Genomic DNA, 26156 nt, shown 5'->3' on the forward strand with positions numbered 1-26156 from the left:
GCCCTGGTCTGCCGACTAGCCGCGGGTGACCACGAGGCCGGTGGCGTCGTCGGTGACGTCCACCGACACCGCGTCGCCGTCGCGGATGCCGCCCGCCAGCAGCTCCCTGGCCAGCTGGTCGCCGATCGCGGAGGACACCAGCCGCCGCAGCGGCCGGGCCCCGTAGACCGGGTCGAAGCCGTTGAGCGCCAGCCACTCGCGCGCGGCGTCGCTCACCGACAGGGTCAGCCTGCGCTGGGCCAGCCTGCGGCCGAGCTTGGCGACCTGGATGTCGACGATCGAGGTCAGCTCCTCGGTCGACAGCGCCCGGAAGACCACCACGTCGTCGAGCCGGTTGAGGAACTCCGGCTTGAAGTGGCGCTGGACCACCGCCAGCACCGCGTCGCGCCTGCCCCGGTCGTCCAGCGCCGGGTCGACGATGGCCTGCGACCCCAGGTTCGAGGTCAGCACCAGGATGGTGTTGCGGAAGTCCACCGTGCGGCCCTGGCCGTCGGTGAGCCTGCCGTCGTCGAGCACCTGCAGCAGCACGTCGAACACGTCCGGGTGCGCCTTCTCCACCTCGTCGAGCAGCACCACGGTGTAGGGCCGCCGGCGCACCGCCTCGGTGAGCTGGCCGCCCTGGTCGTAGCCGACGTACCCGGGCGGGGCGCCGACCAGGCGGGCCACCGAGTGCTTCTCGGAGTACTCGCTCATGTCGATGCGCACCATCGCGCGCTCGTCGTCGAACAGGAACTCCGCCAGCGCCTTGGCCAGCTCGGTCTTGCCCACGCCGGTGGGGCCCAGGAACAGGAACGAGCCGGTGGGCCGGTCCGGGTCGGCCACGCCCGCGCGGGTGCGGCGCACCGCGTCGGAGACCACCCGCACGGCCTCGGCCTGCCCGACCACCCGCCGGGTCAGCTCGTCCTCCATGCGCAGCAGCTTCTGCGTCTCGCCCTCGAGCATCCGGCCCGCCGGGATGCCCGTCCACGCCGAGACGACCTCGGCGACGTCGTCGGAGCCGACCTCCTCCTTGAGCATCACGCCCTCGGCGGAGGCGGAGGACTCGGTGGCGGTCGCCAGCTCCTTCTCCAGGGCGGGGATGCGGCCGTAGCGCAGCTCGGCGGCCTTGCCCAGGTCGCCGTCGCGCTCGGCGCGCTCGGACTCCCCGCGCAGGGTCTCCAGCTGCTCCTTGAGGTCGCGGACCCGGTTGAGCGAGCCCTTCTCGTTCTGCCAGCGGGCGGTCAGCGCGGACAGCTCCTCGCGCTTCTCGGCCAGCTCGGCGCGCAGCGCGGCCAGCCGGTCGCGGGAGGCGGCGTCGTCCTCCTTGGCCAGCGCCATCTCCTCGATCTCCAGGCGGCGCACCGAGCGCTCCACCACGTCGATCTCCACCGGCCGCGAGTCGATCTCCATGCGCAGCCGGGAGGCGGCCTCGTCGACCAGGTCGATCGCCTTGTCCGGCAGGAACCGGGCGGTGATGTAGCGGTCGGACAGGGTGGCCGCGGCGACCAGGGCGCTGTCGGTGATCCGCACGCCGTGGTGGACCTCGTAGCGCTCCTTGAGCCCGCGCAGGATGCCGATGGTGTCCTCGACCGTGGGCTCGCCCACCAGCACCTGCTGGAAGCGGCGCTCCAGGGCCGGGTCCTTCTCGATGTGCTCGCGGTACTCGTCGAGGGTGGTGGCGCCGACCATGCGCAGCTCGCCGCGGGCGAGCATCGGCTTGATCATGTTGCCCGCGTCCATCGCGCCCTCGCCGGTGGCGCCCGCGCCGACGATGGTGTGCAGCTCGTCGATGAAGGTCACGACCTGGCCCGCGGAGTCGGTGATCTCCTTGAGCACGGCCTTGAGGCGCTCCTCGAACTCGCCGCGGAACTTCGCCCCCGCGACCATCGAGCCCAGGTCGAGCGAGACCACGCGCTTGCCGCGCAGCGACTCGGGCACGTCGCCCGCGACGATCCGCTGGGCCAGGCCCTCGACGATCGCGGTCTTGCCGACGCCGGGCTCGCCGATGAGCACCGGGTTGTTCTTGGTGCGCCGGGACAGCACCTGCACCACGCGGCGGATCTCGGCGTCGCGGCCGATCACCGGGTCCAGCTCGCCCTTGCGGGCGCGCTCGGTGAGGTCGACGCCGTACTTCTCCAGCGCCTGGTAGGTGCCCTCGGGGTCGGGGGAGGTGACCCGCGCCGAGCCGCGCACCTTCGTGAACGCCTCCTGCAGCGCCTCGGGGGTGGCCCCGTGCCGCTTGAGCAGCTCGGCCACGTCACCGCCCTGGGCGGCCAGGCCGACCAGCAGGTGCTCGGTGGAGACGTACTCGTCGCCCATGTCGGTCGCCAGCTTCTGGGCGTGCGTGATCGCCCGCAGCGCCTGCTGGGACAGCCCCGGCTGCGACACCGTGGCCCCGGTCGCGCTGGGCAGCGCCCGCAGCAGCGGTTCCAGCTCCTTGCGCGCGACGTCGGTGTCCACCCCGACAGCCGTCAGCAGCGGGGCCGTGATCCCGTCCGCCTGCGCGAGCAGCGCACCCAGCAGGTGCACCGGGCGCACGTCCGGGTTCCCCGCCGCCGCGGCGGCCTGCGCCGCCGAGCTGATGGCCTCCTGCGCCTTGGTCGTCGGGTTGAACGCGTCCATCTCCACCTCGTCTCACCACACCCAACTCTGTCGACAGGTACAACGTCAGAAAAGTTGAGCGTGTTCCGCTCAACCCGGAGAACTTTCCGGCGGGTCCGGGCGGAGGTGACGCAGCGTCGGCGGTTGCGCTGCGAAATCACCGGGACGGGTGGTCACCCACTTGGCTCAACAGGGTTGTCCACAACTGTGAGCGAAGTTGTCCACAAACCCCAGGTGGTCTTCCCCAGGCATGTGGACAACCGGTCGCCAGGGCCCCTGAGCAGGCAGGACGCTCAGAGGTCGGCGTTCAGCTTGCCGAGCAGCCGGGAGAACTCGCGGATGTCGTCGGTCGACCACTCACCCAGCTGGGCGCGCAGCCGCGCCCTGCGGTCGGAGCGGACCTCCGCGAGCCGCTGCGCGCCCACCGCGGTCAGCTGCACCAGCCGCGCGCGGCCGTCGGAGGGGTCGGGCACCCGCTCGATCAGCTCCAGCTCCTCCAGCCGGGCGATCTGCCTGCTCACGGTGGACTTGTCCAGGCCGGTGCGCTCGACGACCTCGGCCGCGCGCACCGGGCTGATGTCGGACAGGTGCAGCAGCAGCGCGTAGGAGGCGCCGTCGAGGCCGGGGTGCACGCGGGCGGCCAGCGTCAGCGACAGGCTGCGGGCCCGGCCGAACAGCTTCGACAGCTCCCGCTCGAGGTCCTGCGCGGCGTCCTCGCGCCCACCCGGTCGTGCCTCGGCCACCTCGGTCCCTCCTCGTCCTGTGCCGGGCATTCAACCGGGGCGGCCGTGGGGCCCGTGTGGGCACCCGGCCCCGGGCGGGTCGAGTAGCCTGGTGGCGCCTCGGGACCCGCCCGAGAGGTGGAGCCACCGCCAGGACCATGCCCCCCACCGCGAACCCCTTCCCCGGCCCGCACCCGCGACCGGAGCCGCCGGGTGCGCTCAGCGCCGTGGTCCGGCTGGTGCGGGAGAGCTTCGCGCTGGTCGAGCCGCGCACCGCCGAGGTGGCCAGGGACTTCCACGGCAACCTGTTCCACATCGCGCCGAGCGCGCGGGAGATGTTCCCGATCAACATGTCGGTGCAGCGCCCCCGGCTGCTGCTGGCCCTGGTGCGGCTGGTCCAGCTGGTGGACCGGCCCGACGACCTGCTGCCGCAGCTGCGCCAGCTGGGCCGCGAGCACCGCAAGTTCGGGGTGCTCAGCGAGCACTACGAGGCCGTCGGCACGGCGCTGATCCACGCCGTGCGCGAGCACAGCGGCCCGCGCTGGACCGACGAGGTCGAGCGCGCCTGGGCCGAGGCCTACACGATCATGGCCAGGGCGATGCTCGACGCCGCCGAGGCCGACGACGGCCCGCCGCTGTGGACCGCCGAGGTGGTCGACCACGAGCGCATCGGCTGGGACCTGGCCGTGGTGCGGGTCCTGCCCTCGGAGCCGCTGCCGCACCGGGCGGGCCAGTACGTCAGCGTCGAGGTGCCCCAGCGGCCCCGGCTGTGGCGCTCCCTGTCCCCGGCGAGCGCCCCCGGCGCGGACGGCGTGCTGGAGTTCCACGTCCGCGCCGTCGAGGGCGGCTGGGTCAGCCGGTCCATCGTCGCCCACGCCCAGCTCGGCGACCAGTGGCGCGTCGGCGCCCCGATGGGCCACCTCACCGTCGACCGCACCAGCGACCGCGACGTGCTCATGGTCGCGGGCGGCACCGGCATCGCCCCGATGCGCGCCATCGTCGAGGACCTCGCCCAGTGGGGCCAGAACCCCCGCGTCCACCTGTTCAACGGCGGCCGCGTCCGCGAGGACCTCTACGACCTGCCCCACCTGCGCAACATCGCCGCCACCAACCCCTGGCTCACCGTCATCCCGGTCGTCGAGCACGCCCCCGACGAGGAGGGCGCCGAGCACGGCACCCTCGCCCAGGCCATCGCCCGCTACGGCTCCTGGGACGACTGCGACATCCTCGTCGCGGGCAGCCCCGCCATGATCAAGGCCACCGTCGCCACCCTCCGCCGCGGCGGCGCCCCCGAGCACCGCATCCACCACGACCCCGTCCCCTGGGACTGACCGCCCCCGAACGCCGCTGGGAGCGGAGAACGCAGCAGCGGGCCGGTCCTGGTGGACCGACCCGCTGCTGGGGTTCTGCGCTCAGCGGTGTTCTGCGCTCAGCGCCTGCGCTGGGGCTTCCAGACCACCAGGGCGGTTTCCTGGCGGAAGGGCACCAGCTCGTGCCGGTAGCTCTTGTGGATGGCGGCCGCGGCCTGCTCGGCGGCGGCGTGGACGTGGGCCAGCTCCTCGGTGAGGCGGCGGACCTCGTCGCGCAGGGCGTCGACCTGGTTCTCCAGCTCGATGATGCGCTTGATGCCCGCGAGGTTGACGCCCTGCTCCTGGGAGAGGCGCTGGACCTCCTTGAGCAGGGCGATGTCGCGGACCGAGTAGCGCCTGCCGCCGCCGGAGGTGCGGCCGGGGGAGACCAGGCCCAGGCGGTCGTAGCTGCGCAGGGTCTGGGCGTGCAGGCCGGAGAGCTGGGCGGCCACCGAGATCACGAAGACCGGGGTGTCCTCGTCCGCGCCGGGCGGGAACGGGTTCACGACTGCCTCGCCTTCTCGACCAGCGCGGTCAGCTCGGGCCGCGGGTCGTGCTGCTTGGTCGCCTCCGCGTAGGCCTGCAGGGCCGCCAGCGCCGCCTCGTCGAGCGCGGGCGGGACGGTGACCTGCAGGGTGACCATGAGGTCGCCGGTCTCCCCGGACCGCTTGGCCACGCCCTTGCCCTTGACCCGCAGGACGCGGCCGGACGGGGTGCCCGGGGCGACCCTGGCCGTCACCACCCCCTCCAGGGTGGGCACGGTCAGCGTGGTGCCCAGGGCCAGCTCGGTGAAGCTGACCGGCACCTTCAGGGTGAGGTTCACCCCGTCCCGGCCGAACACCGGGTGCGGGGTGACGTGCACCTTGACGTACAGGTCGCCCGCCGGGCCGCCGTTGCCGCCCGGCTCGCCCTGCCCGGACAGCCGGATGCGCTGCTCGTCCTCCACCCCCGGGGGGATGCGGACGGTCAGCGTGCGGGTGCGGGTGCTGACCCCCTCGCCCGCGCACTCCGGGCACGGGTCGTCGATCTGCTTGCCGGTGCCGCGGCAGTCGCGGCACGGCTCGCTGAAGGCGAACGCGCCCTGGCTGCGGCTGACCAGGCCCGCGCCCTGGCAGGTGGGGCAGGTGCGCGGCTGGGTCCCGGGGCGGGCCCCGGAGCCGTGGCAGGTCTCGCAGGTCGACGGGCTCGACAGCCGCAGCGGCACCGTCGCGCCCTTGACCGCCTCGACGAAGTCGATGCGGACCTCGGTCTCGACGTCGGCGCCGCGGCGGGCGCGCTGGGGGGCGCCCCCGCCCCGGCCGCGGCCGAACAGGTTGCCGAGCATGTCGCCGAACCCGCCGCCGCCCGCGGCCCCGCCGAAGATGTCGCTGAACGACCCGGCCCCGCCGCCGGGGGCGCCGCCGCCGAACCCGCCGCGGAAGGCGCCCCCGCCGAACATCGACCTGGCCTCGTCGTACTGCTTGCGCTTCTCGGCGTCACCGACGACCCCGTAGGCCTCCGAGACGGCCTTGAACCGGCTCTCGGCCTCGGCGTTGCCGGGGTTGGCGTCGGGGTGCAGCTCGCGGGCGAGCTTGCGGTACGCCTTCTTGACCTCCGCGTCCGAGGCGTCGGAGGAGACGCCCAGCTCGCGGTAGAAGTCCTTGTCGATCCAGTCCCTGGCGCTCACCGGACGTCCCTCCTCCCCCTCAGCCCGCGGCGGGCTCGTGGTCGGTGACCGCGACCAGCGCGGCCCGCACGACCTTGTCCCCGAGCCGGTAGCCGCGGCGCAGCACACCGGTGACGGTGGGCCCGTCCACCTCGCTGGAGGTGGAGTGCTGCACCGCCTCGTGCACGGCCGGGTCGAAGGGCTCGCCCTCGTGGCCGAAGGCCTCCAACCCGGTCTTGGTGAGCACGGCGGTGAACTTGTCGGCCACCGCCTTGAACGCGCCGGTGAGGTCGCCGTGCGCCCCGGCCCGCTCCAGGTCGTCGAGCACCCCGAGGAACTCGGTGACGACCTGGGCCTTGGCCGAGGCGGCGACGGACTCGCGGTCGCGCTCGACGCGCTTGCGGTAGTTGGCGTACTCCGCCTGCAGCCGCTGCAGGTCGGCGGTGCGCTCGTCGAGCTGCGCCTTGACCTCGGCGGCCGGGTCGGCCGCCTGCTCGGCGGGCTGCTCGATGATGACCTCGTCCGCCTCGACGACCTCGGCCTCGACCGCGGCCGCGGCGGCCGGGGTGTCCCCGTCCGCCGCGCCCGCGGCGCGGACCGCACCGGTGTCCGGGTCGATCCGGCGCTTGTCGCGCACCACGACCGGCTCCTGGGCGGAGTTCTCGTCGCGCTGCTGCTCGGTCACTTCTTGTCCTTGTCCTCGTCGACGATCTCGGCGTCCACCACGTCGTCCTCGGGCTTGGCCTGCGCGCCGCCCTCGGCGCCCTCGGCCCCGGCCGAGGCCTGGGTGTTGGCGTAGAGGGCCGAGCCCATCGCCTGGGACTCGGTGCCCAGCTTCTCCACCGCGGCGGTGATGGCGGCGATGTCCTCGCCCGCCAGCGCGGTGTTGACCTCGGCGATGGCCGCGGTGACCTTCTCCTTGGCCTCGCCGGGGACCTTGTCCTCGTTGTCCTTGAGGAACTTCTCGGTCTGGTACACCAGGGTCTCGGCCTGGTTGCGGACCTCGGCGGCCTCGCGGCGCTTCTTGTCCTCCTCGGCGTGCGCCTCGGCGTCCTTGACCATCCGGTCGATGTCGTCCTTGGGCAGGGCCGAGCCGCCGGTGATGGTCATCGACTGCTCCTTGCCGGTGCCCAGGTCCTTGGCGTTGACGTGGACGATGCCGTTGGCGTCGATGTCGAAGGTGACCTCGATCTGCGGCACGCCGCGCGGCGCCGGGGGCAGCCCGGTCAGGTCGAAGGTGCCCAGCTTCTTGTTGTCCGCGGCGAAGTCGCGCTCGCCCTGGAACACCTGGATGCCGACCGTGGTCTGGTTGTCGTCGGCGGTGGAGAAGATCTCCGAGCGCTTGGTCGGGATGGTGGTGTTGCGCTCGATGAGCTTGGTGAACACCCCGCCCTTGGTCTCGATGCCCAGCGACAGCGGGGTCACGTCGAGCAGCAGGACGTCCTTGACCTCGCCCTTGAGCACACCGGCCTGCAGGGCGGCGCCGATGGCGACGACCTCGTCGGGGTTGACGCCCTTGTTGGCCTCGCGGCCGCCGGTCAGCTCCTTGACCAGCTCGGCGACGGCGGGCATCCGGGTGGAGCCGCCGACCAGCACGACGTGGTCGATCTCCCCGATGGACACGCCCGCGTCCTTCACCACGTTGTTGAACGGGGTGCGGGTGCGGTCGAGCAGGTCCTGGGTGATGCGCTGGAACTCCGCGCGGGAGAGGTTCTCGTCGAGGAACAGCGGGTTCTTGTCCGCGTCCACGGTGATGTAGGGCAGGTTGATGTTGGCGCTGTTCGAGCTGGACAGCTCGATCTTCGCCTTCTCGGCGGCCTCGCGGATGCGCTGCAGCGCCATCTTGTCCTTGGTGAGGTCGATGCCGTTGGAGGCCTTGAACTTCTCCACCAGCCAGTCGACGACGCGCTGGTCCCAGTCGTCACCACCGAGGTGGTTGTCACCGGAGGTCGCGCGCACCTCGACCACGCCGTCGCCGATCTCCAGCAGCGAGACGTCGAAGGTGCCGCCGCCGAGGTCGAAGACCAGGATGGTCTGCTCCTTGGCGCCCTTGTCCAGGCCGTAGGCCAGGGCCGCCGCGGTGGGCTCGTTGACGATGCGCAGCACGTTGAGGCCCGCGATCTGCCCGGCCTCCTTGGTGGCCTGGCGCTGCGCGTCCTCGAAGTACGCCGGGACGGTGATCACCGCGTCGGTGATGGTCTCGCCCAGGTACGCCTCGGCGTCGCGCTTGAGCTTCATCAGCACGCGCGCGGAGATCTCCTGCGGCGTGTAGTCCTTGCCGTCGAACTCCTGCTTCCAGTCGGTGCCGATGTGCCGCTTGACCGACCGGACGGTGCGGTCGACGTTCGTGACCGCCTGGTTCTTCGCGGGCTGTCCGACCAGCACCTCGCCGTTCTTGGCGAACGCCACGATGGACGGGGTCGTCCGCGAACCCTCCGAGTTGGCGATGACCGTCGGCTCACCGCCCTCGAGGACGGCGACGACGGAGTTGGTCGTCCCCAGGTCGATGCCGACCGCTCGCGCCATTTCTTCCTCCTGCTTGACCGCTGTTGACCGTTCGGGGTTGAGCCTACTCCACTCAAGTCCGGGACTTGAGCCCCGGCCGCTCAACCTTTCTGACAGCCCCAACGAGCAGGCGCGCCGCGTTGTTCCCGACCCGGGACGACCGCGCCGGATCAGGCTGCGGCGACCGTCACACCACCGCCGGGGGCCAGCTCGACGTGCTGGTCGACCGGCAGCGGGCCGCGCTCGCCCGCGTCGAGCAGGTGGACCCCTCGCACCACCTGCCCGCCCGCACCCCCGGCGGCGGCACCCCCGTGGAAGGCCCCGCACCCGGTGAGCACGGCCGCCCCGACGGCCCCCGCCACGACCCCGATCGCCAGCCGCTTCATCCCGCCATCCCCCTCGATCCGTGTGCGGGGGACGTTATTGACCACCGGCCGCGCGCGGCACCGGGGAAGCCCCCGAGTCGACCCTGGGGTTGCCCCCACCCCACCCGGGGTCGGCGGGGTCAGCGCAGCGGCGCGAGCAGGTGCTCCACGACGGGCAGCAGCTCGGCGGCGGTCGGCGGGTCGTCGTCGATGAGCCCCTGGACCAGGATGCCGTCGAGCCCGGCCAGGAAGGCCCGGTAGCCCACCTCGTCGGGCTGCCTGCCCAGGCTGGCGAGCACGTCGAGCCACTGGCGGGCGGCCGGGCGCAGCGCGGGCCTGCGGGCGGCGAGCAGGTAGAGCTCGTAGGTCGCCATCGTCGGCCCGCGGCGCGGGCCCAGCGCCTCGGCGAGCACCTCGGCCACCGCGCCCGCCTGGCTGCGCCCCTTGATCCGGCTGGACTCGATGCGGTCGCGCACGCGCGCGGCCATGTCCTCGGCGGCCCGGGTGAGCGCGGCGACGACGAGGTCGTCGAGCGCGGCGTAGTGGTAGGTGATCGACGCCGTCGGCACCCCCGCCTCAGCGGCCACCGCGCGGTGGGTGACGGCGCTCACACCACCCTGCTCGACGACGCGCAGCACCGCCTCGACGATGCCCGCCCGCCTGCGGTCGCCGCGGGCGCGCCTGCCGTCGACCTTGCGGAACCCCGAAGTCACCACCGGGGCACACCCGGCGGCACCGGGTTCGCGCACGGGCGTGACAAGTTCGCCGGGTGCGCGGATGTCGTGTCGCAACCGGTGCGCGCGGGCAGCACAATGAACGCCGACATGCGCTTGAAAGTACCTGGACAGGCGTCCAGGTAGTTCGGAGTTCTGCACCACACTTGCCCGACTTAGGCTTCGCTAACCGAGTTACCGGCGAGTAGGGTCCCCCTCCGAAACCGAACTGACGGAAGGTCACCACGCCATGGGTGCCGTGCAACTGATCCTCGGTCTGGTCGCGGTCGCGGTCAGCATCGTGGCCTGGAGCATGTTCGTCCGCACGATCCTCGGGTTCGTGAAGACGATCAAGCTCGGCCAGCCCGACCCCACGCGCAACGGCCCGTTCGTGCCGCGGATGAAGACCATGGTCGCGGAGTTCGCCGCGCACACGCGGATGGTGAAGTTCCGGCACGTGGGCTGGGCGCACTGGCTGGTGATGTGGGGCTTCCTGATCGGCTCCGCGGCGCTGTTCGAGGCCTACGGCGAGGTGTTCGTCCCGACCTGGGGCTGGCCGGTGCTCGACCACTGGAGCGTCTGGCACCTGCTGATGGAGGTGCTGGGCGTCGGCACCATCGTCGGCGGCCTGTGGCTGGCGGTCATCCGCCAGCGCAACCACCCGCGGCGCGCCGACCGGCTCTCCCGGTTCCAGGGCTCGAACATGTGGCAGGCCTACTTCGTCGAGACCGTGGTGGTCTTCGAGGGCATCGGCATCCTGGGCGTGCGCGCGGCGAAGTCGGCCATGGGCGCGCACGAGGTGCCCACCTGGGCGGCGTTCGTGTCGAACCCGGTCGGCGAGCTGCTGCCCGCCAGCCCGAACCTGGTCTCCGCGCTGGCGTTCATCAAGCTGATGGGCGCGATGGTGTGGGTGTACGTGGTCGCCAAGTACATGACGATGGGCGTGGCCTGGCACCGGTTCAGCGCGTTCTTCAACATCTACTTCAAGCGCGAGGCCGACGGCGGGGTGGCGCTGGGCGCCATGAAGCCGATGATGTCCGGCGGCAAGCCCCTCGACTTCGAGGAGGCCGACCCGGAGAAGGACGTGTTCGGCGCGGGCAAGGTCGAGGACTTCAGCTGGAAGGGCTGGCTGGACTTCACCACCTGCACCGAGTGCGGCCGCTGCCAGTCGCAGTGCCCGGCGTGGAACACCGGCAAGCCGCTGTCGCCGAAGCTGGTCATCACCCAGCTGCGCGACCACGCCTACGCCAAGGCGCCCTACCTGCTCGCGGGCGGCAAGCGCGACATGATGGGCGAGGAGATCGGCCTCACCGGCGACAACCCGCACGCGGGCATCGACGTGCTGGCCCTGGCCGAGTCCGAGCGCCCGCTGATCGGCGGCCCGGAGGAGAACGGCGTCATCGACCCCGAGGTGCTGTGGTCGTGCACCACCTGCGGCGCGTGCGTCGAGCAGTGCCCGGTGGACATCGAGCACGTCGACCACATCGTCGACATGCGCCGCTACCAGGTGCTCATCGAGTCGAACTTCCCGTCCGAGCTGGGCGGCATGTTCAAGAACCTGGAGAACAAGGGCAACCCCTGGGGCCAGAACGCCAAGGACCGGCTGGCCTGGACCGAGGAGCTGGACTTCGAGGTCCCGGTGTTCGACGGCGAGCTCGCCGCGGAGACCGAGTACCTGTTCTGGGTCGGCTGCGCTGGCGCGTTCGAGGACCGCGCCAAGAAGACCACCCGCGCGGTGGCCGAGCTGCTGCACACCGCGGGCGTGAACTACGTGGTGCTCGGCTCGGAGGAGACCTGCACCGGTGACCCGGCCCGCCGCGCGGGCAACGAGTTCCTGTTCCAGATGCTCGCCCAGCAGAACGTCGAGGTCATCAACTCGGTCTTCGAGGGCCGCGAGGCGAGCAAGCGCAAGGTCGTCGTCACCTGCGCCCACTGCTTCAACACCATCGCCAACGAGTACCCCGCCCTGGGCGGCAAGTACGAGGTGGTCCACCACACCCAGCTGCTCAACAAGCTGGTCCGCGAGCGCCGCCTCGTCCCGGTCGCCCCGGTCGCCGAGGACGTCACCTACCACGACCCCTGCTACCTGGGCCGCCACAACAAGGTCTACGAGGCCCCCCGCGAGCTGGTCAGCGCCTCCGGCGCCAAGCTCCGCGAGATGCCCCGCCACGCCGACCGCTCCATGTGCTGCGGCGCCGGTGGCGCCAGGATGTGGATGGAAGAGCGCATCGGCAAGCGCATCAACGTCGACCGCGTCGACGAGGCCCTGGGCACCGCCCCCACCAAGATCGCCACCGGCTGCCCCTTCTGCCGCGTCATGCTCACCGACGGCGTCACCGCCCGCCAGTCCGACGGCCTCGCCGCCGAGTCCGTCGAGGTCGTCGACGTCGCCCAGCTCATCCTCGCCGCGGTCAAGCGCGGCCAGCCCGAGCCCGCCGACACCCCCACCGACCAGACCAGCACCGGCACCCCCCTCCCGGACGAGGACAAGTCCCCGACCGCGGGCAACTAGCACCACACCCAGAAGGGGTGGACCTCGCCAGCCGAGGTCCACCCCTTCTGCTGTCCCCACCCCCCACCCCCACCCCGCCCTCGCTTGCCCTCCACCCCCCACGAGCTGCCCTTCACCCCACGAAAGCCGAAGGCGAGCCCCCGCAGTCAGCAGAAGCCGTCGTCAGCCACTGCCCCCCACCCTCAACCCATGCGGCCCAGTCACACCAACCTCCCGGCACCCCCATGCCCCGTGGCGAAGCCCATCCCTAAAGCCGTCGTTTGGCCAGCCCCACGCCCACCCCGCAACCCATGGTGCCCAGCTCTCGCAAACCCCCGGCACCCCCTGACAAAGCTCAGCTGAGCAAAAGGTCATGGGCTTTGCTCAGACCCCGGCCTGACCCAGTCCCGGCCGCTCGTAACTCGGGATGTGGCGTGTCAAGGGTGGGCGAAGCCCATCGCGAAGCGACGCCCGCAGGGCGCCCTTGACGCGCCACCTCCCGAGTTACACACTCGCGGCCCCCGAGGACAGGCCCCCACTAAGCCCAGCACCCCGTCCACACCGAGACCACATAGCGAGACGCATATTCCGCACCACGGGATAACTTAGCTACGTTAACAATATGACGACGACCCGCACGCGCAACCGCTGGGCCATCCTCGCGGTCGCGGTCGCCGCGCAGGCCGCGACCAGCAGCCTCGTCTACGGCCTCCCGTTCCTCCTCCCCGCCATCCGCTCCGCCGAGGACCTCTCCCTCGCGCAGGCGGGCAGCGTGACGGTCGCGCCGGTCCTCGGGGTCCTCGTGGCGCTCATCGCGTGGGGCGCGGCCGCGGACCGGTTCGGGGAGCGGGTCGTGATGGCGATCGGCATGACGGGCACGGGCGCGGCGGCGGTCGGGGCGTCCTTCGCGCCCGGGGTGGGTGCGCTCGTGGTGCTGCTGGTGGTCGCCGGGGTCTTCTCCGCGTCGATCAGCGCGGCGAGCGGGCGGGCGGTGCTGGGGTGGTTCGGGCCCGCCGAGCGCGGGTTGGCGATGGGGATCCGGCAGACGTGCCAGCCCATCGGGGTCGGGGTGGCGGCGCTCGCGCTGCCGCCGGTCGCCCAGCACGCCGACTACCGGGTGGCGCTGCTGGTGCCCGCCGCGCTGTGCCTGGGGTGCGCGGTGCTGGTGGGGGCCGTGCTCGTCGACCCGCCGCGCAAGCCCGCGAAGTCGGTGGAGGCGACCCGGTCGCCGTACCGGACCGCGCGGCTGTGGCGGGTGCACGTGGCGAGCGCGCTGCTGGTGGTGCCGCAGTTCGTGGCGGGGACGTTCGCGCTGACCTACCTGGTGAGCGAGCAGGGGTGGGACCCGGTGGCGGCGGGCGCGGCGCTGGCGGTGGTGCAGGTGCTCGGCGCGGCCGGGCGGATCGGGGCGGGGGTGTGGTCGGACCGCGCGGGCAGCCGGATGCGGCCGATGCGCACCATCGCCCTCGTCGTGGCGCTGTCCCTGCTGATCTGGGCGGCGGGCGACGCCGCGTGGGGGTGGGTGGCCGTGGCGGGCGTGGTGCTGGTGACGGTGGTGTCGGTGACGGACAACGGCCTGGGCTTCACCGCGACCGCCGAGCAGGCCGGGCCGTTCTGGGCGGGGCGCGCGCTCGGGGTGCAGAACACCGGGCAGAACGCGGTGGCGCTGGCCGTCGCCCCTGTCTTCGGTGTCCTCATCCCCGCGACCGGGTGGGCCTGGGCCCTGGTCATCGCCGCCGCCGTGCCCCTGGCGGCCGTTGCGGTCATCCCCGTGCGCGGCGAGACCCTGGGCGATTAGGCCCGCAGCGGGACGGCACGGGCGGAACTGACCTACCGCCGGGTGTCGACGCGGTGGAAGTTCAGGTAGGAGCGCGAGGGGGTCGGACCGCGCTGGCCCTGGTAGCGCGAGCCCGCCTCCCGGGAGCCGTAGGGGTGCTCGGCCGCCGAGGAGAGCCGGAAGAGGCAGAGCTGGCCGATCTTCATGCCGGGCCAGAGGGTGATGGGCAGGTTGGCCACGTTCGACAGCTCCAGGGTGATGTGGCCGGTGAACCCCGGGTCGATGAAGCCCGCGGTGGAGTGGGTGAGCAGCCCGAGCCTGCCCAGCGAGGACTTGCCCTCCAGCCTGCCCGCCAGGTCGTCGGGGAGGGTGACGGCCTCGAAGGTGGAGCCGAGCACGAACTCCCCGGGGTGGAGCACGAACGGCTCGCCGTCCTCGGCCTCGACCGGGGAGGTGAGGTCGTCCTGCTGCCTGCTGGGGTCGATGTGGGTGTACCGGGTGTTGTTGAAGACCCGGAAGTGCCGGTCCAGCCGCACGTCGACGCTGGAGGGCTGCACCATCAGCGGCTCGAACGGCTCCACGGCCAGCCGGCCGGAGTCGAGTTCCTTGCGCAGGTCGCGGTCGCTGAGCAGCATGCGACGACCCTAACCGCCCACCCCGAGATCACCCCGCGCGGCCGACCGTGTAGGCTGACCACGTCACGCGGATGTAGTTCAATGGTAGAACATCAGCTTCCCAAGCTGAATACGCGGGTTCGATTCCCGTCATCCGCTCCAGCGCTGTTCCAGCAGCTCAGCGGCCCTGTCCCACCCGGGACAGGGCCGCCGTCGTCGTCGGGTCCGCGGCGGGCCCCGGCGCGGTTCAGCGGGTGAGCGCCCGGGTGCTCATCTGGGCGCGCATCGCGGGCAGGCCGAACTCGCGCACGGCGGTCAGCACCTCCTCGGCGGTGCCCGCGAACGGCTTGCCCGCCTCGACCTGCCACCACAGGTCGCCGATGGGCTCGCCCGCGCCGACCAGCATGAGGTCGCCGATGCGCTCCTGCCAGGCGCCCGCGGTGTGGCCCGCGGCCCGCAGGTACGGGCGGATGCGCAGCTGCGAGGCCCACTCGCCGGTGGCGTTGACCGAGAGCACCAGGGTGAACCGGGTGGTGGCCTTCGTCGAGGTCTGCAGGATGGCGATCTCCCCGACCTGGCCGATGCCGACCAGCCGGAAGCGCTTGCCCTCGCCGGAGAAGCCCAGCGCGCGCAGGCCCGGTCCCAGGTCGGTCTGCACCATCAGCTGGAACCACTGGTGCGCGTTCCTGATCGCCCCTGCTTCCACGGCCGCCCCCTCACAGCTCGTCGGCACCCCTGGGCCGGGCGTGCCCCCACGACACGCTCCGGGGACGGCCGGGCGCGCGGCCGTGGGACGGGGGTCGCCCGCTCACGGGACGCGATCGATCGGTCACCGGGTTCGAGGTCGAGAGTAGTCGGCCCCACCGACGGTTTTCACGCGGCGGAGGTTGCGGATGAATCACCCTCGTGGCCGGTGGACAGTCCCGGTTACCCCCTCCACCATGCTTGTGTCGTGAGTCACATGCGTGCTCCCCTTTAGGGGTGACTTGGCGACTGGGTGGTCCGGGACCTGACACTGCACGTCACGCCGCAGCGCGGGCGGCGACGCATAGCTCGCACGGGTGACACCCAGGGAGGAACCACTGATGCCACGCAGCACCACCCCCAGGCCGGGGGGCGGCTTCGGCGGCGAGGGGCCCGGGCTCTCGATCGCCCTGGTGGACGGGGTGCCGATGTTCCGCGAGGGGCTCTCGGCGATGGTCCTGCGGACCAGGGGGCTGCGCTGGCTCGGCGCCACCGACACCCCGCAGGGCGCGCTCCAGTTCGCCGAGCGCTACCGGCCGGACGTGGTGATGATCGACTCCGGGCTCGACCCGCGGCACCACCTCAGCCACACCCTCACCGGGGCCAACACCGACCTGGTGGTGCTCATCCTCGTCCGCGACGGGCACCGCACCACCCAGTACGTCGCGACGGCGATCGCCGCGGGCGTGCACGGTGTGATCCTGCGCTCGGCCGAGCCGCCGCAGCTGATCGAGGCGATCAACGCCGCGCACCGCGACCGCCGCTACGTCGACCCGGCGCTGGCGGCCACCGTCGCCGCCCCCCGGGCGCGGCTGGCGCACGTGGGCGAGAACGAGCAGCAGCCGCTGTCGCGCCGGGAGTTCCAGGTGCTCCAGCTCATCGCGGACGGCCTGGAGAACCAGGCGATCGCCAAGATCCTCTACGTCTCGGTGGAGACCGTGCGCACGCACGTGAAGTCGATCCTGCGCAAGCTCTCGGCGCGCGACCGCACGCACGCGGTGGCGGTGGCGTTCAAGTCCGGCGTGCTCATCGCCCCGGCCCCGGCGCGGCGGGCGGCGAGCGAGCCGTGACCGCGCGGACGTGACCGGAAGCACAGGCCCGCAACCGCTGACCGGGCGACTTTCCTTGCCGTGGTTACTGATAGGTAATAAGCTGGTTGTTACCGGCGAGTAGCGCGCTACTGCTCGCGGCTGGCTTACCCGCACGAGCGTGAGGGACACGGAGCAACCACGATGGGTCACTACAAGAGCAACGTCCGCGACCTCGAGTTCAACCTCTTCGAGGTCTTCGGGGTGCAGCAGCGCCTGGGCAAGGGCGTGCTGGCCGACTCGGACGAGGACACCGCCCGCGGCGCGCTCGCCGAGCTGAACAAGCTCGCCGTGGGTCCGCTGGCCGAGTCGTTCGCCGACGCCGACCGCAACCCGCCGGTGTACGACCCCAAGACCTTCAGCGCCACGCTGCCCGAGTCGTTCAAGAAGTCGTTCCAGACCCTCTGGGACGGCGAGTGGTGGCGGCTGGCGCTCAACAACGACCTCGGTGGCCTGGGCATGCCGCCCACCGTGCAGTGGGCCGCCGCCGAGCTGATCCTGGGCGCCAACCCGCCGCTGTTCATGTACCTGGCGGGCCCCGCGTTCGCCATGATCGTGGACCGCAACGGCACCGAGGAGCAGAAGCACTGGGCCCGGCTCATGATCGAGCGGGCCTGGGGCGCCACCATGGTGCTCACCGAGCCCGACGCCGGGTCCGACGTCGGCGCGGGCCGCACCAAGGCCGTGCAGCAGGCCGACGGCACCTGGCACATCGACGGGGTGAAGCGGTTCATCACCTCGGCCGACCAGGACCTGACCGAGAACATCATGCACCTGGTGCTGGCCCGCCCCGAGGGCGCCGGGCCGGGCACCAAGGGCCTGTCGCTGTTCCTGGTCCCCAAGTTCCACTTCGACAGCAAGACCGGTGAGCTGGGCGAGCGCAACGGCGCCTTCGTCACCAACGTCGAGCACAAGATGGGCATCAAGGCCTCCACCACCTGCGAGCTGACCTTCGGCCAGCACGGCACCCCCGCGGTGGGCTGGCTGCTGGGCGAGGTGCACAACGGCATCGCGCAGATGTTCCAGGTCATCGAGTACGCCCGGATGATGGTCGGCACCAAGGCCATCGCGACCCTGTCGACCGGCTACCTCAACGCGCTGGAGTACGCCAAGGAGCGCGTGCAGGGCGCCGACCTGCCGAACATGCTCGACAAGACCGCGCCGCGGGTCACCATCACCCACCACCCGGACGTGCGCCGGTCGCTGATGCTGCAGAAGGCCTACGCCGAGGGCCTGCGCGCGGTGTACCTGTACACCGCGACCTTCCAGGACCAGATCTGGACCCAGGACGGCGACGAGGCGGCGCTGAAGCTGGCCAACAGCATCAACGACCTGCTGCTGCCGATCGTCAAGGGCGTGGGCTCCGAGCGGGCCACCGAGCAGCTGGTCCAGTCGCTGCAGACCCTGGGCGGCTCGGGCTTCCTGCAGGACTACCCGATCGAGCAGTACATCCGCGACGCCAAGATCGACAGCCTGTACGAGGGCACCACCGCCATCCAGTCGTTGGACTTCTTCTTCCGCAAGATCATCCGCGACAAGGGCCAGGCGCTCGCGCACGTGGCGGGCGAGATCAGCGCCTTCATCGAGGCCGAGGGCGGCAACGGCAGGCTCAAGGACGAGCGCGCCCTGCTCAAGCAGGCCCTGGAGGACGTGCAGGGCATCCTGGGCGCGCTGATCCAGTACCTGACCGCCTCCCAGCAGGACCCGCAGAGCATCAACAAGGTCGGCCAGCACACCGTCCGCCTGCTCATGGGCACCGGCGACCTGCTCGTCGGCTGGCTCCTGCAGCGCCAGGCCGAGGTCGCCATCGCCGCCCTCGACGCGGGCGCCACCGGCAAGGACAAGTCGTTCTACGAGGGCAAGGTCGCCGTGGCCTCGTTCTTCGCCAAGAACGTCCTGCCCGAGCTCTCCGCGGGCCGCAAGATCGTCGAGGCCGCCGACAACGACCTCATGCAGGTCGACGAGGCCGCCTTCTGATCGGTGCGTGACGCAAGGCTGTGGCCCCGGGGACGTCCCCGGGGCCACAGCCCGTTTCAGGGGCCCGCGGTCGTCCTGACCACTTCAACCGGACCGACGCCGATCCGGGTCACCCCGACGAGCTGGACCACGAGCACAACCACCCCGCCCAGCGCGGCCAGCGCCAGGACGGCGCTGAGCAGCAACAAGGGCCTGGACAGCACGCGGTAGATCAAACCGGGCACGGTGGCGGGATCACCGCCCCCGCCGTCACCCCGCGGCGCCACGGGCACCCCCGGACGTCTCGGAGAAGCCCAGGAGGTGCTGCCTGCGCACGACCGCGGCAAGGTTGTCGAACGCCCGGTCGACGTAGCGCGCCGCGTCCGCGACGTCCCCGCCGATCAGGTCCGCGACCCGGCGCAACCGCACGCCGAACCCGGGGACGGCGGTCGCGGGCTGGTCGATGCCGAGCGCGGCCAGCAGCACGTCGGGCTGCGGCTCCCGCAGCAAGCGGGCGCAGCCGCCGAGCCGGACGACCAGCGCGGAGTGCGCCTCGTCCGCGGCGAGTGCCGGGCTCAGGTCGCAGGCCAGCCGCAACACCGGTCCGATGCGCGGGTGAGGCGTCCCCGCGCCGGTGGTCCTCGCCAGGTCCGCGAGGTCCGCCGCCAACGCCTTCTGGTCGATGTGGGCCGGGACGAACGGTCCGCTCACGGCGATGCCACCACCGTGGCTGCCCGGCGCCCACGCGACCTCCGGGTCGGGGATCGGCGCCTTCAGCGCCCGGCGCTCCGCGGGGGCGGCCTTGGGGCGCTGACCGGGCGGTTGCGGGAGCGCGGGTTCCCCGAGCAGGCGCCCGCGCGCGGTCAGCCAGCGGTCCAGGGTCTCCCCGTCGCCCCCGCACAGCTCCAGCAGGTCCTTCAGCAAGCTGACGGGAGGCGGCCGCGTGCCGTCGAACGCCCGGTGGACCGCCGAGCTCGACCGGCTCGCCGCCTTGGCGATCGCGCGGATGCTGTCCAGGTCGGCCTCCCGGAGCAGCAGCGCGCGCAGCTCCGAGGCGAAGCCCGCCGCGGTGGTCGCCCGCTGCGGGTCACCGGTGCCGGTGATGCCCGCCTGCTCGGCCACCGCGGCCCGCCAGCCGGACTTGGCGGCGGCCAGGTCACCCCCGCACCCCACCACGACGGCCTCGACCACCCGCCACGCCGGGACCCGGGCACCGGTGAACGCCTCACCCAGCGAACTCGTCGGCACCCCGCTGGCCCGCGACAGCTGCTGCAACGTCAGCCCGGCGCGCTCGCGCATCCGGCGCAGCCCGAGGACCAGCCGGGTGAGCTGCGGCTTCGCACCCCCGTCGGGGCCACGCCAACTCACCGCCACCCACCACGTTCCAGCCACGCCTGTGGGATCTTGTCCACGTCGATCTCCTCCTGGTCCGGGCGAGCACTTCGGGAAGCTGCCGTCTCACGTGTTCCCGCACGCCGCCAGCACCCATGTCAAGTCAGAGTGTGGACATCGGGGAGATCATGTCGCAACCCCCGATCGCTTCCCGCCGACTCTCCAGCACGGCTTCCGAAGTCTTGAACTGCTATTTTGCTTGCCAGCGACATTTTCAGGATCCTCCGAAGCGATCCGACATCGTCCCGATTCATCCGAAGATTGTCCCCCCGCTTCCAACCTCCACCATAGAGCGGTGACGGCTCGGGCCTCTGGCCGACAGTTTGCGGACAGACGCGGTGAGCGTCTTCTCTTCTCCCAGGTCGGCAGGGGACGCTGTGGCACGGCGTCCTTTGGTCACCCGTTGGTCCGGGCGAGCCAGTGGACACCGGGTCCCTGTTCCCGCAGGGCCCGCACACCGGGTGCGGGACGGTCCGCCGTCCCGCACCCGGCACTCCCGGGTGTCCAGGATTTGGACGTTGGACTTCCGGGGGCTGGGCTGGTGTTGACTCCCGGCGTGACTTCGTTGATGCGTGGCAGGGTGCGGGCGGCCGAGCTGGTGGGGCGGGGGTGGCTCAACACCGGTGGGGCGCAGCTGCGGCTGGGGGACTTCCGGGGCAAGGTGCTGCTGCTCGACTTCTGGACGTTCTGCTGCATCAACTGCCTGCACGTGCTCGACGAGCTGCGGCCGGTGGAGGAGGAGTTCTCCGACGTCCTGGTGACGGTGGGGGTGCACTCCCCGAAGTTCCGGCACGAGGCGGACGCGGGCGCGCTGGCAGCAGCCGTGGAGCGGTACGGGGTGCGGCACCCGGTGCTGGACGACCCGGAGCTGACGACGTGGCAGGCGTACGCGGTGAAGGCCTGGCCGACGCTGGTGGTGGTGGACCCCGAGGGGTACGTGGTGCACATCGCCGCGGGGGAGGGGCACGCGGAGGCGCTGCGGCGGGTGATCGGTGAGGTGGTGCGGGTCCACGAGGAGAAGGGGACGCTGCACCGCGGGGACGGGCCGTACGTGCCGAGCGCGCCGGAGGACACCGAGCTGCGGTTCCCGGCGAAGGCCGTGGCGGTGGGCGGGTCGGTGGTCGTGGCGGACACCGCGCACCACCGGGTCGTGCGGCTCGGCGGGGACGGGGAGACGGTGCTCGCGGCCTACGGGACGGGGGAGCGCGGGCGGCAGGACGGGGTGGCGGCGACGTTCTCCGAGCCCTCCGCGGTCGCCGTGCTGCCCGAGGCCGTGGCGGCCAGGGTCGGGTACGACCTGGTGGTGGCGGACACGGTGAACCACCTGCTGCGCGGGGTCGACTCCGCGACCGGGGAGGTCACCACCGTCGCCGGGACCGGGGAGCCGTGGCGCAACGGGCCGACCAGCGGCAAGGCCACCGAGGTCGACCTGAGCAGCCCGTGGGACCTCACCTGGTGGGAGCCCGCGGGCGGGGTCGTCGTCGCGATGGCGGGCAACCACACGCTCGGGCTGTTCGACCCCGTGGCCGAGCAGGTGAGCCGGTTCGCCGGGACGACGGTGGAGGGGTTGAAGGACGGGCCGAAGGAGGAGGCGTTCTTCGCGCAGACCTCCGGGCTCGCCGCGACCCCCGAACGCCTGTGGCTGGTGGACGCGGAGACGTCGGCGCTGCGCTACCTCGACACCGCGGGCGCGGTGCACACCGTCGTGGGCAAGGGCCTGTTCGACTTCGGGCACCGGGACGGCGACGCCGCGGAGGCGCTGTTCGAGCACCCGCTGGGGGTGACCGCGCTGGCGGACGGCAGCGTCGTCGTCGCGGACACCTACAACGGCGCGCTGCGCCGGTACGACCCGGCGACCGGGCAGGTCAGCACGGTGGCCACGGGGATCGCCGAGCCGTCGGGGGCCGTGGTGGTCGACGGCGAGCTGCTGGTGGTCGCCTCGGCCGCGCACCGGTTGGAGCGGACGGCCGTGGCGGTGCAGGAGGTGGTGGGGGAGGCGCGGCAGGTGGTGCGGCCCACCACCGCCATCGCCGCGGGGGCGTTCACCCTCGACGTGGTGTTCTCGCCGCCGCCGGGGCAGAAGCAGGACGACCGGTTCGGCCCGTCGACCCGGTTGGAGGTGACGTCCTCACCGCCGGAGCTGCTGGTCAGCGGGGCCGGGGAGAGCACGGACCTGCGGCGCGAGCTGGTCATCTCCGACGCCGTGGGCAGCGGGGTGCTGCACGTCGTCGCCCAGGCGGCCAGCTGCGACACCGACGACGCCGAGCACGGCGCGTGCCACCTGACCAGGCAGGACTGGGGCGTGCCCGTCGAGGTGGGTGCCGGCGGGCTCGCCCGGCTGGCCCTGGTGCTCGGCGGCCTGGACGACCAGGCCTAGGTTCAGGCGAAGGCGGGGGCGGTCAGCGCGTCCCAGTCGAACGCGCCGAAGGTGACGCCCTGGCGGTAGGCGACCAGGCCCGACCGCGAGTACGGCTGGACGTCCGCGGGCAGGGCGTCCAGCGGTGCCCAGCGCAGGTCGGCGTCCGCCGCCGGGGTGCCCGTCCAGGCGTCGACCTCGAAGAACGCGCCCAACCGGCACTGCGAGCCGCAGCCGACGACGTGCGAGGTGTGCACGTGGGTGGCCGCGGCGGCGGTGACGCCCAGCCGGGCGCGGGCCACGCGCGCGGCCGCGTCGGGCAGGGGCTCGCCCGGCTCGGGCCGCCCGCATGGCAGGGCCCAGGTCGCCGCGCCCCGGGTCAGCAGCACCGCGCCCGCCCGGACGAGCAGGACGTGGACATCGATGACGGTGGGGGTCGGTGCCATGCCGGGATCCTCTGGTTCCGTGTCAAGCTGGTGAGGCGGAGGTTACGCGCCGGTCTCGGCCGGGTGGCTCGCCACCCCCTACCGGGCACGACCCGCCCACGCCGCGGTCACCGGCTGCGACCCCGCGCGGTTTGCGCACTCACCTGCAGGACCGCTGATCGGGGGCGGTTACCATTCCACGGTGGCGGAACAAAAGCTCGAGATCCAGATGCTCCAGGACCGCCTGCTCGTCCGCCTGTCCGCCGAGGACGGCGAGCGCCGCAGCTCCGGGGGCATCGTGATCCCGGCCACCGCCCAGATGGCCCGGCGGCTGGCGTGGGGGGACGTGCAGGGCGTGGGGACGAACGTGCGCAACATCCGGGTGGGGGACCGGGTGCTGTTCAACGCCGAGGACCAGTCCGAGGTCGAGGTGCAGGGGCAGACCTACCTGGTGATGCGGGAGCGGGACGTGCACGCCATCGCCAGCGAGCGCACCGAGCACGGGACCGGGTTGTACCTGTAGGGCCACACAGCGACTGTCCTGCTGAGGAGAAGGGTTTCCAGCCGTGCCCGACGAGCACAACTGGCCGGGGGCGGGTGCGCCGCGCTGGCCGGACCCGCACACCGAGCAGACGGAGGTGCTGCGCCCCGTGGCGGCCGACGCCGCCACCGTGCAGTTCTCCCCCGCCCGGCCGCCCGAGGGCGAACCGGGGCAGGGCGCCGCGGGCAAGCCCAAGTCGAAGCGCAAGCCGCTGCTGATCGCCGGGGCGGTCGTGGGCGGGCTGGCTGTGCTCTACGCGCTGGACATCATCCTGTCGACGGGCAACGTGCCGCGCGGGGTGAGCGTGGCGGGCGTCGAGGTCGGCGGCCTGTCGCACGCGGAGGCCGAGACGGCGCTGCGCGAGCGGATCGAGCCGCGGCTGACCCAGCCGGTCACCGTGCGCGCGGGCGTCGTCGAGCAGAAGCTCGACCCGGCGGCGACCGGGCTGACCCTGGACTGGTCGGCCACGCTCGACCAGGCGGGCGACCAGTCGTTCAACCCGATCACCCGGATCACCTCGTTCTTCTCCTCCACCGAGGTCGGCGTGGTCACCGGCACCGACGAGCGCAAGCTGACCGTGGCCATGGAGCAGCTGCGGGTGGAGACCGCGCGCACCCCGGCCGAGGGCAGCATCGGCTTCCCCGAGGGGCAGGCCGTGGCCGTGGACCCGGTGCCCGGCCAGCAGCTCAAGGTCGACGACGCGCGGGCGGCGCTGGTGGCGGGCTGGGCCAACGGCACCCCCGTGGACCTGCCCGTCGACAGCACGCCGGTGAAGACCACGAAGGAGGGCGTGCACCAGGCCCTCGAAGAGGTCGCCAAGCCCGCCGTGTCCGGCCCGGTGCTGGTCAAGGGCGAGGGCAAGGACGCCACCATCGAGCCGGGCGTGATCGCCTCGGCGCTGGTGTTCGAGCCCGCCGACGGCGGCGGGCTGACCGCGAAGGTCGACACCGCCAAGGTCATCGCCGCGGTGCAGCCGCAGCTGGCCGAGACGGAGAAGGAGGGCAAGGACGCGCAGGTCGTGTTCGAGGGCGGCAAGCCGACCGTGACCCCCTCCCAGGACGGCGTGGGCGTCAACTACGAGGCCGCGTTCGCCACCCTGCTCGACGTGCTCAAGAAGACCGAGGGCCGCGAGGTCAAGGTCGAGTACACCAAGAAGCCCGCCAAGGTGACCACCGAGCAGGCCAACGCCTTCGGGATCAAGGAGGTCATCGGCGAGTTCACCACCAAGGGCTTCGCCGCGGACTCCGGCACGAACATCCGGGTGGTGGCGCAGGAGGTCAACGGCGCGATCGTCAAGCCGGGGGAGACCTTCAGCCTCAACGGCCACACCGGCCCGCGCACCGCCGCCCAGGGCTACGTCGAGGCGGGCGTGATCAAGGACGGCGCCCCGGGCCGCGAGGTCGGCGGCGGCATCTCGCAGTTCGCCACCACGCTGTACAACGCCTCGTACTTCGCGGGCCTCAAGGACGCGGGGCACAAGGAGCACAGCTACTACATCTCCCGCTACCCGGCGGCCCGCGAGGCCACCGTCTTCCAGAACCACGACGGCAGCAGCGTCATCGACCTCAAGTTCACCAACGACGCCCCCACCGGCATCGCCATCCAGACGGTGTGGACGTCGGGGTCGATCACGGTGAAGATCTGGGGCACCAAGCGCTACGACGTGGAGTCCATCCCGGGCGCGCGCACGAACGAGACGCAGCCGCAGGAGAAGGCGGGCCCGACGACCGGCAAGTGCTCCCCGAGCAACGGCGCCCCCGGGTTCACCACCTCCGACACGCGGGTGCTGCGCGAGGCCGGGTCGGGCCGGGAGGTCCGCCGCGACACCCGCACCGTGCGCTACAACCCGCAGCCGAAGATCGTGTGCCCGGCTCCCCCGGCAGCCCCGCAAGGTTAGGCCGGACAGCCCAACGCCGTTTCGCTCGCCGTCGGAGGTGAAACCTCCTCAGGGCCGAACCCCCGAGGAGGAACCCCCGATGGCGAGCGTGACGAGCACCGCCAGGACAGCGCACGACCACGACGCGGTGAAGGTCCTCGGCCGAGCGGGCATGGCCTGCTACGGCCTGGTGTACCTGCTGGTCGCCTACCTGGCCATCCAGGTCGCCGTGGGCAGCTCCGACCAGCAGGCCGACCAGACCGGCGCGCTGAGCGAGGTCGCGAGCACCTCCTTCGGCGCGGTGGTCCTCTGGGTCCTCGCCGTGGGCCTGCTCGCCTTCGGCGTCTGGCAGCTGCTCATGGCCGCCTTCAGCTACCAGTGGGTCGAGGCGGGCCACAAGCGCGTCCTCAAGCGCATCAGCGCCGCCGTCCGCGGCGTGGTCGGCCTGTCCCTGGGCACCGCCGCCATCCGCATCGCCTCCGGCAGCGGCGCCCAGGGCGGCGACTCCAAGCAGCAGGAGCTCACCGCCCGCCTGCTCGCCCTCCCCTTCGGCCGCGTCCTGGTCGGCATCGCCGCCCTGGTCGTCATCGGCGCGGGCATCGCCAGCATCGTCTCCGGCATCCGCAAGTCCTTCATGGACGACCTCGACACCGCCGAACTCCCCCGCGGCTCCCGCACCTGGGTCGAGAAGCTCGGCATGGTCGGCAACATCGCCAAGGGCATCGGCGTCGGCATCGTCGGCCTCCTCCTCGGCTTCGCCGCCCTCGACTCCAACGCGGGCGAAGCAGGCGGCCTCGACAAGGCCCTCCACACCCTCGCCGCCCAACCCTTCGGCGTCGCCCTCCTCATCGCCGTCGCCCTCGGCTTCGCAGCCTTCGGCGCCTACTGCCTCGCCGCCGCCAAGGCCCACCGAACCTGACCACCCCACCCCCATCACAAAGGGCGGCGTCCACACAGGACGCCGCCCTTCCTTTCCCTCCCCCAACGCCGAAGGCAAGCCCCACCCACCCCCAAAGC

22 protein-coding genes and 1 tRNA gene are annotated in these 26156 nt (G+C 72.3%); 10 read left to right on the forward strand and 13 right to left on the reverse strand.

Features of this window, described 5'->3' with window-relative positions; all coding sequences use genetic code 11:
* Nucleotides 1-15: 15 nt before the first annotated feature.
* Nucleotides 16-2601, reverse strand: a complete 2586-nt coding sequence (gene clpB, locus BJP25_RS26210; RefSeq protein ID WP_075977858.1) for an ATP-dependent chaperone ClpB — start codon at nt 2599-2601, stop codon at nt 16-18.
* Between the two features lie 272 nt (nt 2602-2873).
* Nucleotides 2874-3323, reverse strand: coding sequence for a MarR family winged helix-turn-helix transcriptional regulator (locus BJP25_RS26215; protein WP_233158256.1), 450 nt, complete (start codon nt 3321-3323; stop codon nt 2874-2876).
* Between the two features lie 137 nt (nt 3324-3460).
* Here BJP25_RS26215 and BJP25_RS26220 point away from each other — a divergent pair, with 137 nt between their 5' ends.
* Entirely contained in the window at nt 3461-4633 is a 1173-nt protein-coding gene (locus BJP25_RS26220) for an FAD-binding oxidoreductase (RefSeq protein WP_198943597.1), read from the forward strand.
* Nucleotides 4634-4731: 98 nt separating this feature from the next.
* Here the strand turns inward: BJP25_RS26220 and BJP25_RS26225 are convergent, their stop codons facing one another.
* The 6 genes from BJP25_RS26225 to BJP25_RS26250 all read right to left on the reverse strand — a co-directional run bounded on the left by BJP25_RS26225 (nt 4732) and on the right by BJP25_RS26250 (nt 9879).
* A complete protein-coding gene (locus tag BJP25_RS26225; protein ID WP_075977618.1) occupies nt 4732-5157 on the reverse strand; it encodes a heat shock protein transcriptional repressor HspR in 426 nt (141 codons plus the stop codon).
* Entirely contained in the window at nt 5154-6317 is a 1164-nt protein-coding gene (dnaJ, locus tag BJP25_RS26230; RefSeq protein WP_075977619.1) for a molecular chaperone DnaJ, read from the reverse strand. The genes BJP25_RS26225 and dnaJ overlap by 4 nt, the downstream gene beginning before the upstream one ends.
* A 19-nt stretch (nt 6318-6336) precedes the next feature.
* Nucleotides 6337-6981 (reverse strand): nucleotide exchange factor GrpE, encoded by a 645-nt coding sequence (gene grpE, locus BJP25_RS26235; protein ID WP_075977620.1) that lies wholly within the window; start codon nt 6979-6981, stop codon nt 6337-6339.
* Nucleotides 6978-8822, reverse strand: a complete 1845-nt coding sequence (gene dnaK / locus BJP25_RS26240; RefSeq protein WP_075977621.1) for a molecular chaperone DnaK — start codon at nt 8820-8822, stop codon at nt 6978-6980. The genes grpE and dnaK overlap by 4 nt, the downstream gene beginning before the upstream one ends.
* 149 nt (nt 8823-8971) lie before the next feature.
* Nucleotides 8972-9187: a hypothetical protein gene (locus BJP25_RS33745; protein ID WP_075977622.1), complete on the reverse strand. Its 216-nt coding sequence runs from the start codon at nt 9185-9187 to the stop codon at nt 8972-8974.
* A gap of 119 nt (nt 9188-9306) precedes the next feature.
* Nucleotides 9307-9879 carry a TetR/AcrR family transcriptional regulator gene (locus BJP25_RS26250; protein WP_075977860.1) on the reverse strand — a complete coding sequence of 191 codons (573 nt, stop codon included), beginning with the start codon at nt 9877-9879 and terminating at the stop codon, nt 9307-9309.
* Between the two features lie 250 nt (nt 9880-10129).
* Between BJP25_RS26250 and BJP25_RS26255 the strand changes: the two genes are divergently transcribed.
* Both BJP25_RS26255 and BJP25_RS26260 read left to right on the forward strand, forming a co-directional pair.
* Entirely contained in the window at nt 10130-12391 is a 2262-nt protein-coding gene (locus BJP25_RS26255; protein ID WP_075977623.1) for a (Fe-S)-binding protein, read from the forward strand.
* Between the two features lie 601 nt (nt 12392-12992).
* The gene (locus tag BJP25_RS26260) at nt 12993-14168 is read left to right on the forward strand and encodes an MFS transporter (protein ID WP_075977624.1); all 1176 of its coding nucleotides are present in this window, start codon (nt 12993-12995) and stop codon (nt 14166-14168) included.
* A 32-nt stretch (nt 14169-14200) separates the two neighbouring features.
* On the opposite strand, the gene dcd is transcribed toward BJP25_RS26260, so the two are convergent.
* On the reverse strand, nt 14201-14782 hold the full coding sequence (gene dcd / locus BJP25_RS26265; RefSeq protein WP_075977625.1) for a dCTP deaminase: 582 nt from the start codon (nt 14780-14782) through the stop codon (nt 14201-14203).
* Between the two features lie 67 nt (nt 14783-14849).
* Here dcd and BJP25_RS26270 point away from each other — a divergent pair.
* Nucleotides 14850-14923, forward strand: a tRNA-Gly gene (locus tag BJP25_RS26270).
* Nucleotides 14924-15008: 85 nt separating this feature from the next.
* On the opposite strand, the gene BJP25_RS26275 is transcribed toward BJP25_RS26270, so the two are convergent.
* Nucleotides 15009-15467: a DUF4304 domain-containing protein gene (locus BJP25_RS26275; protein ID WP_075977626.1), complete on the reverse strand. Its 459-nt coding sequence runs from the start codon at nt 15465-15467 to the stop codon at nt 15009-15011.
* 379 nt (nt 15468-15846) lie between these two features.
* Here BJP25_RS26275 and BJP25_RS26280 point away from each other — a divergent pair, with 379 nt between their 5' ends.
* Both BJP25_RS26280 and BJP25_RS26285 read left to right on the forward strand, forming a co-directional pair.
* The gene (locus tag BJP25_RS26280) at nt 15847-16575 is read left to right on the forward strand and encodes a LuxR C-terminal-related transcriptional regulator (protein WP_075977627.1); all 729 of its coding nucleotides are present in this window, start codon (nt 15847-15849) and stop codon (nt 16573-16575) included.
* Nucleotides 16576-16737: 162 nt separating this feature from the next.
* The gene (locus BJP25_RS26285) at nt 16738-18570 is read left to right on the forward strand and encodes an acyl-CoA dehydrogenase (protein WP_075977628.1); all 1833 of its coding nucleotides are present in this window, start codon (nt 16738-16740) and stop codon (nt 18568-18570) included.
* A 56-nt stretch (nt 18571-18626) separates the two neighbouring features.
* Here the strand turns inward: BJP25_RS26285 and BJP25_RS34395 are convergent, their stop codons facing one another.
* On the reverse strand, nt 18627-18785 hold the full coding sequence (locus BJP25_RS34395) for a hypothetical protein (protein WP_158075724.1): 159 nt from the start codon (nt 18783-18785) through the stop codon (nt 18627-18629).
* A gap of 34 nt (nt 18786-18819) precedes the next feature.
* Nucleotides 18820-19917 carry a helix-turn-helix domain-containing protein gene (locus BJP25_RS26295; RefSeq protein WP_075977630.1) on the reverse strand — a complete coding sequence of 366 codons (1098 nt, stop codon included), beginning with the start codon at nt 19915-19917 and terminating at the stop codon, nt 18820-18822.
* A gap of 592 nt (nt 19918-20509) precedes the next feature.
* On the opposite strand from BJP25_RS26295, the gene BJP25_RS26300 reads away from it, so the two are divergent.
* Nucleotides 20510-22318: an NHL domain-containing thioredoxin family protein gene (locus tag BJP25_RS26300; RefSeq protein ID WP_075977631.1), complete on the forward strand. Its 1809-nt coding sequence runs from the start codon at nt 20510-20512 to the stop codon at nt 22316-22318.
* Between the two features lie 2 nt (nt 22319-22320).
* Here BJP25_RS26300 and BJP25_RS26305 read toward each other — a convergent pair whose 3' ends face one another.
* Complete coding sequence (locus tag BJP25_RS26305; RefSeq protein ID WP_075977632.1) at nt 22321-22743, reverse strand: NUDIX domain-containing protein; 423 nt, start codon at nt 22741-22743, stop codon at nt 22321-22323.
* Nucleotides 22744-22951: 208 nt separating this feature from the next.
* Between BJP25_RS26305 and BJP25_RS26310 the strand changes: the two genes are divergently transcribed.
* The 3 genes from BJP25_RS26310 (at nt 22952) to BJP25_RS26320 (ending at nt 26058) form a co-directional block, all read left to right on the forward strand.
* A complete protein-coding gene (locus tag BJP25_RS26310; RefSeq protein ID WP_075977633.1) occupies nt 22952-23245 on the forward strand; it encodes a GroES family chaperonin in 294 nt (97 codons plus the stop codon).
* 43 nt (nt 23246-23288) lie between these two features.
* Complete coding sequence (locus tag BJP25_RS26315; protein WP_075977634.1) at nt 23289-25160, forward strand: VanW family protein; 1872 nt, start codon at nt 23289-23291, stop codon at nt 25158-25160.
* A 79-nt stretch (nt 25161-25239) separates the two neighbouring features.
* Complete coding sequence (locus tag BJP25_RS26320; RefSeq protein ID WP_075977635.1) at nt 25240-26058, forward strand: DUF1206 domain-containing protein; 819 nt, start codon at nt 25240-25242, stop codon at nt 26056-26058.
* Nucleotides 26059-26156 lie beyond the last annotated feature (98 nt).

The organism is Actinokineospora bangkokensis (genome assembly GCF_001940455.1).
Taxonomy (GTDB): domain Bacteria; phylum Actinomycetota; class Actinomycetes; order Mycobacteriales; family Pseudonocardiaceae; genus Actinokineospora; species Actinokineospora bangkokensis.

Coding starts and splice junctions, on each gene's coding strand:
- BJP25_RS26260 (WP_075977624.1), top strand. CDS start 12,993: ATGACGACGACCCGCACGCGCAACCGCTGGGCCATCCTCGCGGTCGCG.
- dnaK (WP_075977621.1), bottom strand. CDS start 8,822: ATGGCGCGAGCGGTCGGCATCGACCTGGGGACGACCAACTCCGTCGTC.
- BJP25_RS26310 (WP_075977633.1), top strand. CDS start 22,952: ATGCTCCAGGACCGCCTGCTCGTCCGCCTGTCCGCCGAGGACGGCGAG.
- BJP25_RS26285 (WP_075977628.1), top strand. CDS start 16,738: ATGGGTCACTACAAGAGCAACGTCCGCGACCTCGAGTTCAACCTCTTC.
- BJP25_RS33745 (WP_075977622.1), bottom strand. CDS start 9,187: ATGAAGCGGCTGGCGATCGGGGTCGTGGCGGGGGCCGTCGGGGCGGCC.
- clpB (WP_075977858.1), bottom strand. CDS start 2,601: ATGGACGCGTTCAACCCGACGACCAAGGCGCAGGAGGCCATCAGCTCG.
- BJP25_RS26280 (WP_075977627.1), top strand. CDS start 15,847: ATGCCACGCAGCACCACCCCCAGGCCGGGGGGCGGCTTCGGCGGCGAG.
- BJP25_RS26220 (WP_198943597.1), top strand. CDS start 3,461: ATGCCCCCCACCGCGAACCCCTTCCCCGGCCCGCACCCGCGACCGGAG.
- BJP25_RS26305 (WP_075977632.1), bottom strand. CDS start 22,743: ATGGCACCGACCCCCACCGTCATCGATGTCCACGTCCTGCTCGTCCGG.
- BJP25_RS26255 (WP_075977623.1), top strand. CDS start 10,130: ATGGGTGCCGTGCAACTGATCCTCGGTCTGGTCGCGGTCGCGGTCAGC.
- BJP25_RS26320 (WP_075977635.1), top strand. CDS start 25,240: ATGGCGAGCGTGACGAGCACCGCCAGGACAGCGCACGACCACGACGCG.
- dcd (WP_075977625.1), bottom strand. CDS start 14,782: ATGCTGCTCAGCGACCGCGACCTGCGCAAGGAACTCGACTCCGGCCGG.
- BJP25_RS26300 (WP_075977631.1), top strand. CDS start 20,510: ATGCGTGGCAGGGTGCGGGCGGCCGAGCTGGTGGGGCGGGGGTGGCTC.